7 protein-coding genes and 2 pseudogenes are annotated in these 12,914 nt (G+C 42.2%); 2 read left to right on the top strand and 7 right to left on the bottom strand.

What is annotated here, in order from left to right; genetic code table 11:
* Positions 1–4 precede the first annotated feature (4 nt).
* From ileS to murJ, 3 genes and pseudogenes are all read right to left on the bottom strand, one after another.
* Positions 5–2,833, bottom strand: coding sequence for an isoleucine--tRNA ligase (gene ileS, locus D9603_RS11245; protein ID WP_128731374.1), 2,829 nt, complete (start codon positions 2,831–2,833; stop codon positions 5–7).
* Positions 2,834–2,854: 21 nt separating this feature from the next.
* Positions 2,855–3,781 carry a bifunctional riboflavin kinase/FAD synthetase gene (ribF, locus tag D9603_RS11240; RefSeq protein WP_128731373.1) on the bottom strand — a complete coding sequence of 309 codons (927 nt, stop codon included), beginning with the start codon at positions 3,779–3,781 and terminating at the stop codon, positions 2,855–2,857.
* A 67-nt stretch (positions 3,782–3,848) separates the two neighbouring features.
* A pseudogene (murJ, locus tag D9603_RS11235) lies at positions 3,849–5,410 on the bottom strand (murein biosynthesis integral membrane protein MurJ).
* 426 nt (positions 5,411–5,836) lie between these two features.
* Between murJ and rpsT the strand changes: the two are divergent.
* Positions 5,837–6,097: a 30S ribosomal protein S20 gene (gene rpsT / locus D9603_RS11230; RefSeq protein WP_010370978.1), complete on the top strand. Its 261-nt coding sequence runs from the start codon at positions 5,837–5,839 to the stop codon at positions 6,095–6,097.
* A gap of 94 nt (positions 6,098–6,191) precedes the next feature.
* On the opposite strand, the gene D9603_RS11225 is transcribed toward rpsT, so the two are convergent.
* Positions 6,192–6,575 carry a response regulator gene (locus tag D9603_RS11225; RefSeq protein ID WP_125254259.1) on the bottom strand — a complete coding sequence of 128 codons (384 nt, stop codon included), beginning with the start codon at positions 6,573–6,575 and terminating at the stop codon, positions 6,192–6,194.
* 92 nt (positions 6,576–6,667) lie between these two features.
* Between D9603_RS11225 and D9603_RS11220 the strand changes: the two genes are divergently transcribed.
* Complete coding sequence (locus D9603_RS11220; RefSeq protein WP_128731372.1) at positions 6,668–7,141, top strand: hypothetical protein; 474 nt, start codon at positions 6,668–6,670, stop codon at positions 7,139–7,141.
* 181 nt (positions 7,142–7,322) lie between these two features.
* On the opposite strand, the pseudogene D9603_RS11215 reads toward D9603_RS11220, so the two are convergent.
* The 3 genes and pseudogenes from D9603_RS11215 to imuA all read right to left on the bottom strand — a co-directional run bounded on the left by D9603_RS11215 (position 7,323) and on the right by imuA (position 12,485).
* Positions 7,323–10,399, bottom strand: a pseudogene (locus D9603_RS11215) (error-prone DNA polymerase).
* On the bottom strand, positions 10,399–11,796 hold the full coding sequence (locus D9603_RS11210; protein ID WP_128731371.1) for a DNA polymerase Y family protein: 1,398 nt from the start codon (positions 11,794–11,796) through the stop codon (positions 10,399–10,401). The pseudogene D9603_RS11215 and the gene D9603_RS11210 overlap by 1 nt, the downstream one beginning before the upstream one ends.
* Before the next feature lie 2 nt (positions 11,797–11,798).
* Positions 11,799–12,485, bottom strand: a complete 687-nt coding sequence (gene imuA, locus D9603_RS11205; protein WP_128731370.1) for a translesion DNA synthesis-associated protein ImuA — start codon at positions 12,483–12,485, stop codon at positions 11,799–11,801.
* Between the last annotated feature and the right edge of the window lie 429 nt (positions 12,486–12,914).

The raw sequence follows: 12,914 nt of genomic DNA, 5'->3' as shown, positions 1-12,914 counted from the left end.
ACTCCTAGGCAAATTGGCGTTGCTCGCCATCACCTTCAACATTACTGATACAGCGACCACAAATATCAGGGTATTGTGAGTCACTACCGACATCATCAGTATAATGCCAACAACGGTCACACTTTTTAGCTTCTGTTGCAGTAACGCTGATAAACAAACCATCTATTTCTGTTGAGATAGCATGTTCAGGCTGGCTATTCACCACCTCTACCACTGCTTTTGAAGTCAATAGTACAAAGCGCAGTTCATCACCGATAGCATTTAATTGCTCAGCTAAATCACCACCCGTGTACAGCGTTACTTCAGCTTGTAAAGTCGCACCAATAACTTCTTCTTTACGCGCATTTTCAAGTACACGGTTCACTTCGTCACGTACTGCCAGTAAGTTCTGCCAGTATTCGTTATTTAGTGACCCTTCTGTTGCACCTTCAATTGCATCATACCAAGTATCAGTAAATACGAACTTTCCACGTTCACCCGGTAAAACTTCCCAGATTTCTTGTGCGGTAAAGCTCATGATCGGCGCCATCCAACGTGTCATCGCCTCAGCGATATGATAAAGCGCTGACTGACAAGAACGACGAGCGTGGCTATCACTTTTCGCGGTGTATTGACGATCTTTAATTACGTCAAGATAGAAAGAGCCAAGCTCACCAGTACAGAAGTTCATAAGCTTTTGTGTAACTTGCAACATCTGATACTTGTCATAGGCTGCTTTGATCTCAGTTTGTAGTTGTGCTGCACGCGCTACAATCCAGCGGTCTAGCTCAACCATATCTTCTATCGCTACTAAGTCAGTTTTTGGATCAAAACCGCTTAGGTTAGCAAGCAAATAACGACTTGTATTACGAATACGGCGATAACGATCCGCTGAGCGCTTAAAAATTTCGTCAGATACCGTCATCTCAGCAGTATAATCTGTTGACGCAACCCACAGGCGCAGAATATCTGCTCCCAGTTTATTCATAATATCTTGCGGTGAAATCACATTGCCCAATGACTTAGACATCTTGTGACCTTTTTCGTCTACCGTAAAGCCATGCGTTAGCACTTGCTTATATGGCGCATGACCGTTGATAGCAACAGAAGTCATCATTGATGACATAAACCAGCCACGGTGTTGGTCAGAACCTTCTAGATACAGATCAGCAGGACCGCTTAACTCCTCGCGGGCATCTACTACACAAGCGTGTGTTACACCAGAATCAAACCAAACATCGAGTGTATCTTGTACTTTAACGTATTGCTGCGCATCTGCATCGCTCAGTAAAGTTGTCGGCTCAAGGTCATACCAAGCCTGAATACCTTTCTCATCTACTAACTTGGCAACGGCTTCAATTAAGCTTTCTGTATCTGGGTGCAGGCTACCTGTGTCTTTGTCAACAAATAGCGCGATTGGTACACCCCAAGTACGTTGACGAGAAATACACCAATCTGGGCGACCTTCAACCATGTTTGCAATGCGGCTTTCACCCCACTCTGGTAACCATTCGGTCTTTTTGATTTCATTCAGTGAATCTGTGCGTAAGTTCGCTTGATCCATACTCACAAACCACTGCGGCGTCGCACGGAAAATAATAGGAGTCTTGTGGCGCCAGCAATGCGGGTAGCTATGCGTCAGTGCCTTATGGCGGAACAGCACACCTTTTTCGTTCAACAGTTCGATAATGCTGTCATTCGCTTTAAACACGTGCTGACCTGCAAAAATTGGCGTGTCCGGTAGATAAACACCATTTGCACCAACAGGGTTTGCAACTTCAAGGCCATAAGCCTGACCTGCTACAAAGTCTTCTTGACCGTGACCAGGTGCCGTATGAACAATACCAGTACCTGAATCTGTTGTTACGTGCTCACCTAAAATCACTGGAACATCAAAGTCCAAGAATGGGTGTACAACACGAAGATTTTCAAGTGCTGCGCCTTTTGCATACCCTAATACATGGAAGTGCTTAAAGCCAAAACGGTCTACTGCATCTTTGACTAATTCAGAGCCAAGTACAATTCGCTGCTCTTGACCTTCATCTTCGATTTGTACCAACGCATATTCTAGTGCACCATGTACCGCTACAGCGCGGTTTGCAGGCAATGTCCAAGGTGTTGTAGTCCAGATTGCAGTACTTACTTCGCCTTTGCCCTCATGGCCATCGGTCAAGCTAAACACGTCGACAATTGCTGCTTGGTCTGCAAATACAAATTTTACGTCGATAGCTGGAGATTGCTTATCTTGATATTCAACTTCCGCTTCAGCAAGTGCCGAGCCACAGTCTGTACACCAATGAACTGGTTTTGCACCTTTGTGTAGGTGGCCATTTTTGATAATACGACCAAGTACACGAATAGCATTGGCTTCAAAATCAAAATTCATGGTTAAGTATGGTTTGTCCCAGTCACCCAAAACACCAAGACGCTTAAAGTCTACCTTTTGACCTTCAACTTGCTTTTTAGCATAGTCACGGCATTTTTCGCGAAACTCAGCAACTGATACTTTTTTGCCTGGCTTGCCAACTTTCTTTTCAACTTGTAGCTCAATGGGTAGACCATGACAGTCCCAACCTGGCACGTAGGGTGCGTCAAAATCTGAAAGCGTTTTTGACTTAATAATAATATCTTTTAGGATTTTATTTACTGAGTGACCTAGGTGAATATTACCATTTGCATACGGAGGACCGTCATGCAAAATAAATGGCTTTTTACCTTTTTTCGCAATGCGAATTTGACCGTATAAGTCTTCTTCATACCATTTTTTCAGCATCTTTGGTTCGCGTTGCGCCAAATTACCACGCATCGGAAACTCAGTTTCCGGTAGATTTAAAGTATGTTTGTAGTCGCTCATTTATCCTACTTTCCGTATCGGCTACGTTAAAGAAAAACACTGTTTTGCATGACTAACATCTCGGCTGATTTGCTCTGTTAGTTGCGACAATGTTTCGAATTTTTGCTCATCGCGAAGCTTTTCAATCAGCTCCACCTTCATAAATTGACCGTAGATGGTCTCATTAAAATTAAATAGATGCACCTCTAAGAGGGCTTTAGTGCCATTTAACGTTGGTTTAGTACCCACATTAGCTACACCATAATGTGTTTTTTGATTTACCGTTGCAATTACCGCATATACCCCACATACGGGACTGACCTGGCGTTTCAAGGCGATATTTGCAGTACGAAACCCAAGCTCTCTACCCTTTTTCCACCCATGGATAACACGACCAGAGATAGCGTAAGTATGACCCAGCATTTCATGTGCTTGGTTTAAGTCTCCCTGTGCCAGTGCGCTACGGATTAAGGTACTACTCACTCGGCAGTTTTGTTTACGAAAGCTTGCCGTATCCTTAACGTGCATACCAAGTGGTTCACCCACCCGCTTTAGCATCGAAAAATCTCCGGCTCGTTCACGGCCAAAACGAAAGTCGTCGCCAATAGTCAAGGCACGAGTACCGAGCTTAGCTATCAACACATCCCTAATAAATTGCTCGGCATCTTGTGATGCAAACTTATGATTAAAGTTCACACATATCACCCGTTCTATTCCCAATTTTTGCAATAAAACGAGTTTGTCACGCAGTCGAGTTAATCTTGCCGGCGCTTTATCTTTTGCAAAAAACTCCAAAGGTTGTGGTTCAAATAACATCACAGTGCTTGGTAGTTGGTAGTGTTTTGCATCGCTAATCAGCCCTTTCAAAACTTCTACATGTCCCAGGTGAACCCCATCAAAGTTTCCAATCGTCAACACACAACCAAAGTGATGTGGTCGAATATTATGGATCCCTCGGATTAGTTGCATAGTGCCGTGCCTTTGTGCAGCAAATATCAAAGAGCTCGATTATACCCAAGTTGCTTAAAAATGCGAATCAAGCATCACGGATTGTGTTGAATCTTACCCCTAGCATAAATAGTAGACTGAAATAGCTCACTATCGCGACCGTTAATAAACCACAAAGTAATAAAATTTGATCTATGAGTCCCCATGCTAGCCAATCAAATTGTATTGCCAAACTATATACAGAGATAGCCATAGCCACCGCCGATACAAAGCATTTTGCCGCAAAAGTTAATGAGAACCCACTTACCTTATACACCCCTTGACAAGATAAATGTCGATATAACAAAAACGCGTTGCAAGATGCAGATAAAGAAGTCGCAAGAGCTAAGCCAAGGTAACCAATAAATGGTGCCAACATCAGATTAAATACCATATTGAGCGCCATTGCGATAATCCCAATACGAACCGGTGTTTTGATGTCCTGCCTTGCATAAAAGCCTGGAGCTAAAACCTTAATTAACATAAAGCTAAGTAAGCCAACTGAATATGCTGCGACCCCCATGCTAACTTTATTAATGTTGTCTGCATCTTGCGATACGAACTCACCGTGACCAAATAAAACCGAGATGATAAGTGGGCTTATAACCATTAAACCAAGCATGGCAGGCAACCCCAAAAAGATCACAAAACGCACTCCCCAATCAAGAGTTTTTTGAAAGTCGGAGCCTTTGTCACCCGCATGCAGCTTAGAAAGTGCCGGTAAAATAACGGTAGCAATACCAACACCGAAAAGCCCAAGTGGGAACTCAATCAGTCTGTCCGAATAGTACAGCCATGCAATAGAGCCTGTAACTAAAAACGAGGCAATCATAGTGTCTAATAATAAGTTAATTTGACTCACCGACACGCCAAATAATGCAGGTATCATTACGTCCTCACTTTTGTCACCTCAGGACTTTGCCAAGCAAACCGCGGACGGCTTAAGACACCAAGCTTTAGCAAAAATGGGAGTTGAAAAAGTAGCTGTACAATACCACCAATAAATACACCTAAAGCCAGTGCATACGCGCCTTGCTCAAATTTATCATGAAGGAAAATAGCGCAAGCGATAATGGTAATATTAAGTAAAACTGGAGTAAACGCCGCGGCCGCAAAGCGGTTATACACATTTAATACTGCGCCACTTAGTGCAACCAAAGAAACAAAAAATAGATAAGGAAATGTAAGTTTTAATAACGCACTTGCAAGGACAAATTTTTCAGCATCGGCTCCCTCTTGCATCCAATCTATAAACCAGCTTGTGCCAAATAATGCAGCAATGACAGGAGAGCCTATTACGCCTAAGATAGTGACACACAGTAAGACGGTTCCCAAGGTACCAGCGGCTTGTGCAACGAATAACCGTACTTTATCGTCGCCATGTTTTTCTTTGATTTCTGATAATACAGGGACAAATGCTTGAGCAAAGGCTCCTTCAGCAAATAATCTACGTAAAAAGTTAGGAATACGGTTGGCGAATAAAAAGACATCGGCGGCCAACCCTGCGCCCAGTAAATTTGCTACCACAGCATCGCGCACCAGACCGAGCACACGCGAAATCATTGTCATCGCGCTGACAATCATACCTGATTTAAATAACCCTTTTATCACCTTAACTCCTAAATTCAGCGATTAGCAGCAAATTATGCCACAGTCGTTGTGCATTTAGCACTAGGCGCGCTCGGTCAGCTTTGCTACAATACGCGCCATTAACCTAAGTAAGCCTATTGCACGTTAGTGGAATATAAACTGTTTACTCTGGTTCGAACCTGAGATTTTCAAGGCACCATGCAAAGCTACGGCTTTTCATTTTTTGTGCAACTTGGGATATTACGGGTTTACTTGCCTGTGTTAGACAAAAAGCATTACCTTACAATGCCTTTTGCTTGCAGGTTAAGAATTGAGAATAGCCCAAGTCAAGTCTTGGGTGTTGAACATTAGGCCGCGCTTGTTAATTTATATTGACTTTTGCGATTAAAACAGGCATATTCCTCGGCCTTTAAATTAAGCTTATTTTAAGATTGTTAGGAGCAAACCTTGGCTAACATCAAGTCTGCAAAAAAACGCGCTATCACTAGCGAAAAGCGTCGTAAGCACAACGCAAGTCGTCGTTCAATGATGCGTACATACTTCAAAAAAGTAATCGCTGCAATTGAAGCTGGTGATAAAGAAGCTGCAACTCAAGCATTTGCTGTTGCTGCGCCTATCCTAGACCGTTACGCAACTAAAGGTCTAATCCACAAAAACAAAGCTGCTCGTCATAAGAGTCGTTTAGTTGCTAAGATTAAAGCACTTTAATTTGTTGCTGGATTGAAAAAACCGACGCTTAGTCGGTTTTTTTATATCTGTAATTCACATGTGTTTATGTCAATGAATGAATTTGGTATAACCACTACACCAATTCTAGATCTGGGTAAAACTTCTTCAACATAGCTGCGATTTTCTTAGGTGAGAATGGCTTTACAACAAACCCTTTTGCGCCACGTTCAATAGCATCTTTTACATTGTCTACCGTTGAGTGGGCGGATACCATAACCACATTGACATTCGGGTTAATCTCGTTAAGCGTCGCAATTAACTCTTTACCATCACCGTCTGGTAACTCAATATCCAAGAAGACAATATCAAAGTGCTGCTCTTCACATGACTTTACGCACTGTGTTGCTGTTGAGGCTTCACGCACATGGTCAATGCCTAAGTGCATCAAGGTTTGATGTAAAAAACTGCGAACTGTCCCTACATCATCAACAATTAAAATAGAGATACTTTGATCCATAGTCCTTTCCCGTAGGCTGTAATGTAAAAATAGGCTATTATATTTAGCATAGAAGCATTATAGAGACCTGCAACTAAAAGGCTACTTAAAGCATGGCAAAAACATCAAAAAAACAATCGCTTTTAGGCCAAGTACAGCCCAGCACCAAAAAACCAATAAAGCGCAAGGTACAAAACCATCGCACCTCACCGCAGCAGGTAGCTGCACTGAAAGCGCAACAAGCAGCAGCACTTCAAAATCAACAAAGTAGCCTAAATGAGGAAAAACCAAAACGCAAAGCAAAGTGGATAATACTTGGTGTGTTACTCGCTTTATTTATTGTTTTTCCAAAGCCAAAGTTAATTACTTATGAAAAATTAGGTCTTGTTGCAAGCAGTGTTTATTGGCCTGGGCTACCAGGGATAGATCCTGTGCTATTTGATTCAAATTTACACCCTCAGCCCGCGCTTGAGCGTAATACACTATACCTATGCCACGATTTGAAAAAACCAGACACGTGCCAAAAGTACCAAATAATCAAACAAGAAGGTTTTATTGCTGCAACCATCAAATTGATTAAAGGATAGCAATAATTATACCTTAAAAGAGGCATTTAACTTTTCAGCGATAAGATTAATTGCATCCACGCTCATTGCCACTTCCAAAAAATGGGTGCAATACCAGCAGTTGATTATTAACAGTAATCTCAATAAAACTAACGCCAACAGCGGGGAGCCAAAAAACATTTATTTTTGAAACAATAGATACTTATCGAAAAGCGCGTGCTTTAATAGTCATCGCTTCTAGTAACTCAGTTCTATCAATCAACTTTCCTGCTATCACATGTACAACCTCCCCCTCTTTTTCCAGTATGCCCTTTACTTCTAGTAGTTGGGCTCCCATATAAGCCTGTTTTTGTGCTCTTGCTGTGCCAGACCAAACAATTACATTCATATTGCCCGTTTCATCTTCCAACGTAAAAAAAGTAACTCCTTTTGCAGTTCCTGGCGATTGCTTTCCAGTGACAAGACCTACCACTGTTACTAAGGACTTATGTGTGCGGTAAAGTAATTCATTTGCTTTCACCGTACGACTGATCAATTTAGCTTGTTCAAGTTGCTTAACTGGATGGGTTCGTAGGGAAACTTTAGTGGTATTGTAATCTTCTCGAAGCTCCTCAAACTCACTGGTTTGAAAGTGATTATATTGGGGTGCAGATTCTTCAAGTTCAACAAATAGTGGCAAAGCCCTACTTTGATCTGCCAAAGACCACCTCGCGGCATAACGACTATCAACAAAGCGATGTAAAGCATCTGCTGAAATCAACTTTTCAATCGTGCTTTTCGCAATACCAACTTGTTGTAACTGTGCGATCCGATGAAACCCACTGTCAGGTCTTTGTTGTGTGATATGCTGCGCCTCAGCCTCACTTAAGCCCTTTATTAGCCTGAGCCCTAACCGAATAGCAAAAGTGTTTGTGTTATCTGCTTTCACAACTAGGTGATGATAGTCTGAGTGGTTTATACAGATAGGTAGAATAGTCACATTATGTCTAGCGGCATCTTGCAACAGCTGTGAAGCCGAATAAAACCCCATTGGTAAGCTATTAAGTAACGCAGTATAAAACATGGCTGGGTAATAGTATTTCAACCATGCAGAGGCATAAGCCAGCACAGCAAAAGAGGCTGAGTGGCTTTCAGGAAAACCATACTCACCAAAGCCACAGATCTGCTCAAAAATACGCTCAGCAAACTGTGCTTCATAGCCCCGCTCCAACATGCCTCGAATGAGCTTTTCTTTAAACTGCATCAGCTCTCCGGTTTTTTTCCATGACGCCATGGCTCGGCGTAGGCTATCTGCTTCTCCTCCCGTGAATCCAGCTGCAACCATAGCCAGTTTTATCACTTGTTCTTGGAAGATGGGAACCCCCATGGTTCTCTCTAATACCGATTTAACCGCTTCAGATGGATAGCTTACCTGCTCTTCTCCCTCTCGGCGCTTTAAAAATGGATGAACCATATCACCTTGAATAGGTCCTGGCCGTACGATTGCAATTTGAATCACCAAATCATAATAGCAAGCAGGCTTGAGCCTTGGTAGCATACTCATTTGAGCGCGTGACTCCACTTGGAATACCCCGATACTATCGCCTTTTTGCAGCATCTTGTAAACCAAAGGGTCGTCTTGCATACGCGTTAATTGGGCTAAATCCAAGCTTTTATCTGTATGTTGAGCTATATAACCAAAGCACTTACGTATTGCGCTTAACATTCCCAACGCAAGTACATCCACTTTAAGCAGCTTTAGTGTTTCTAAGTCATCTTTATCCCATTGAATAATCGTGCGCTCGGGCATGGCTGCATTTTCTGTGGGAACTAGCTCATGCAGCGGCTTTGTGAGATCACAAAGCCGCCAACATGCTGTGATAAGTGCCTTGGAAAACCAATAATTTCATTTACAAGTTGAATAAAATGCTGTCCCTTTAGCGAACTTGGTTCAAAACCAAGCTCAACCAACTGCGCTTGCCAATTAAGCCCTTTATCACGCCTATTCAAGTGCTTAATAAAGTACTCTATTTGCGCCATCTCAATGCCTAGAGCCTTACCGACATCACGCATTGCACTTTTTAAACGATATGTGATCACCGTTGCAGCAAGCGCAGCCCGTTTGCGGCCATACTTATTGTAAATATACTGAATAACTTCTTCGCGGCGTTGATGTTCAAAGTCCACATCAATATCCGGCGGCTCATTGCGCTCTTTACTGATGAAACGTTCAAATAGCACGCCCACTTGTCTAGGATCGACTGCGGTAATTTCCAAACAATAACAAACGACAGAATTTGCCGCTGATCCGCGTCCTTGATACAGGATGTCATGTTGCTTGGCATACATCACAATATCGTGAATAGTAATAAAGAAAAATGGATAGTTTAGCGCTTCAATTAGTGCCAACTCTTTTTCTATTGTCGCGGCAATTTCTGGCGGCACACCATCTGGAAAACGAGTTTTTTTACCTTTTTCAACCAGTGAACGTAAGTAAGCCATAGGTGTTAACCCTTGAGGCACAAGCTCTTGAGGATATTGATACGCTAAATTGGATAAATTAAAATCACATTGCCTAGCAATATGCTCACTCTCTTCAAGTAAGCTAAGTGCATATAGCTTTTTGAGCTTGGGAATAGGCCTAAGCGCAAACTCAGCATTGCTGATCATAAACTCAGGAATATCACTGATCACACGATTCAAGCGGATAGCGGTGAGCGTATGCTGTAGCGCCAGTCTGGATGGACAGTGCATTAATACCCCACCAACTGCACATAGAGGTATATGATAGGCTTTTGCAAGTTTGATACAATGCGCAAAATAACGGTCGTCTTCTACAGCTAATTTGCGCTGATAAGCAATCCATACTCTGTCGTGATGATATTTACAAAGCCACTGTACTGATTGAGTATCTTGGACATTGCCTTGTGGTAGCCACAATAGTAAAACATGTTTAAGGGACATAATATCCCATTCACTCAGTTGATAAGCGCCCTTTTCACTGCGTCTACGAGCGTTGCTAATCACTCTACATAGTTCAGAATAAGCAAGTTGATTTGGACAAATCGCAACAAACTTAATGTTCTGGTATTTTAATAGGCTCCCTATAATAAGCTTTATCTTGAGCTTATGCTCTTGTATATAGGCGTGAGCACGAACAATACCCGCTAATGAACACTCATCGGTAATAGCAATAGCACTGTAACCTAAAAAGTCCGCTTGTTTTACCAGCTCTTCTGGTCGTGAAGCTCCGGTTAAAAACGAAAAATTACTCTGGCAAAATAGCTCTGCATACGACATTAACTAAACACCCCATGGATATACCATTGATTACTTTGCTCGCGAAATACCCATAAATGCTGGTCTTGTTGGTTTTGCACAATAAAATAATCACGTTGAACTGGCTCACCATCCCACCATCCGGATACTATTCGCTCAGGGCCTGAGATGACTCTGACTTTTTCACATAAAGGCCGTGGCTCAGACAACAAAATAGTCGGCCTTGGTGGAGTTTGAATATTGCTAATATCAGGTGTACGACTATACGTACTGGCTTTCTCGGGGCGAGGATCTCCCGTTAATTTTAGGTGCTGCACAGCTTGATCACCAAGTTTTGTACATAAGATAGATAATAACCCCTGCTGGGATATCGCACTTTGTTGGGCTGAAAATAAATCCTGCACCGTAGCATGTTGTGTTTCTAGTTCATCGACTTTTAACGATACGCTTTGCACTGGGGCCTCGAGCGTAATAGACTCCAGTTTTAGATCTAGCAGTCGTCGCCAATATGATATTCGATATTCGGGCTCAGCACTGTGTAACGTGACCTCCAAAGCGTTTTTGTCTCTCAGCACAAATGTAAAGTTGACAGCTCTGGTCACTAGACTGCGTTTTTGTAAAAACATCGATAAACGTGATAATAGATACCCTATTGGCTTATCTAGCCACGCAACCACTTCCACTTCATATAGTAAAGGGGCTGTTAGTTCGAATACCTCAGGAGGATGATAAAAAGTGGGAGCTTCTCTTAGCTTACCAAATAAGCAACCAACATAATGCACCAGCTCAGTATCAAACCGTTTTGCTAATTCAGACAGCGTAAACTGTTCCAGCTGCGCTACCGTTTTCACGCCTGTGCGCATCAGCTTATCTATCACTTTTTCTGCAAGAGTCGTGTGCTGCAACGTCACTTTACTCAACGCATAACGAGTTTGTGAGGCGGTTAATTGCAAAGTATCGTTGTGGCTCCGCGCTAATAGCTTAGCCATGGTTATTGATGCGCCAACACCATAGTGATAGCTGACCTCTAATTGACGTAGTTGCTCGGTAATCACGAGCCAATAGCAGCTCAAATCTTTGTGTAAAGACAACATGCCATCCACTTTAAGCGCAATACCATTAGGTGACTCTATCACCAAATCAGCGCTAACTTGGTACAGTGCATCTGCAATTTCAAGCAACTGTTGACGCTCTAGCTGGCTATCATATGCTAAAACATGAAGCTGCATACATAATGCGCAGACCGTACCTAATCCCATGCCAATTTTTATGTCTTTTTGCTCTGCAACAGAGTTTAATTGCACTACCTGATTCTTGCGCCCATCAATGATAACAACAGGCGAGATAAAATCAGTTGTAGTTGCTTGCTTACTTATTCCCTCCAGCTGCAGCATTGGAAAATAAAGATATATCCACATAATTAGCTCGTTAACCGCTGATCATATCCACAAGGCATGGTGATACTCTCATCTATATTCGGTAAGGTTTGCTTTTCAAGCTCCGGCCAGTAGTTTGTATTACGCAGCTTAATGGCATGCTGGGAAAAAGACCCTCTTTGCTTTTTTATCGACACCTGTAAGGCACAGGGCTTTGCCTCTAGTACCAAAGAAAGAGAAAAAGGCAAGGTACTCATGTATTGCCCTTGATGTAAAACAAATAACCGACTATCGCCAGATTGCGCAGCTAACTGCAAACGCTTCACCACAGCGATAGAAAGCGCATCCTGCCAAAGTACTACAGCACTCGATGCTCCACTTTTTAAACATTGCTCAGCAGCCCATAATGCTTCGCTATCGCTTTTTGGCTGCAATATTACAAACTCACTTAAGTCTAGTGATAAGTAATTAATTGCAGCAGCCTGCACTCGACCCGGTGGATTAATTAACACCTTTAAGCGCTTTTCTTGTGTAAAATGAGGCAGTATTAGACGCAGCTCCCCTATACCAACAGCTGTTTGAATATCTATCACACCATGCTTAGGCCAACCTCCTTGCAAAGCACTATCAAGCAAGGTAAACCCGGTACTTACCGCTTCAGGCTTACATACTCGACCACGTCCGCGCCAAAGCAAATTTTTACGCTCAAGAAGCTCTAGATAATTAGCCATAACCCACCAATACTGTTTATATATACAGTATATTTAAATCTGTAAGGTTCGCAAGTAGATCATAAAAAATCGAGATAGGGCCTCGCTCAAAAGCATAGGAGTGAATATGGGTTCAGCCAAAAACTTATGTTAATTTGTTTAGAAACATGAACTATGTTGAAGCAAAAGGTTTGCTACTTACTTGTTCTAAATAAGAAATTTTTAGCACTGTTAGGCTTGGATTTATATCTTCACATTGAGCAATGTATTAAGAAAAATTGGTATATACCACCTTTTGACATCATACAGACAAGGCGTAAAAATAGATTTTAGTATACGGTGAGCTTTTATTTAGGTTGTGAATAGATTCAATAAGAAGAGACTTTTACTTTGAATAATTAAATTTGCTTAGAGGAGACAATGCAAACTGGCGGAGTGGACGGGACTCGA

It is taken from the genome of Pseudoalteromonas sp. PS5 (assembly GCF_004103255.1).
Classification (GTDB): Bacteria; Pseudomonadota; Gammaproteobacteria; order Enterobacterales; family Alteromonadaceae; genus Pseudoalteromonas; species Pseudoalteromonas peptidolytica.
This window is presented reverse-complemented; position numbering and strand designations above follow the sequence as displayed.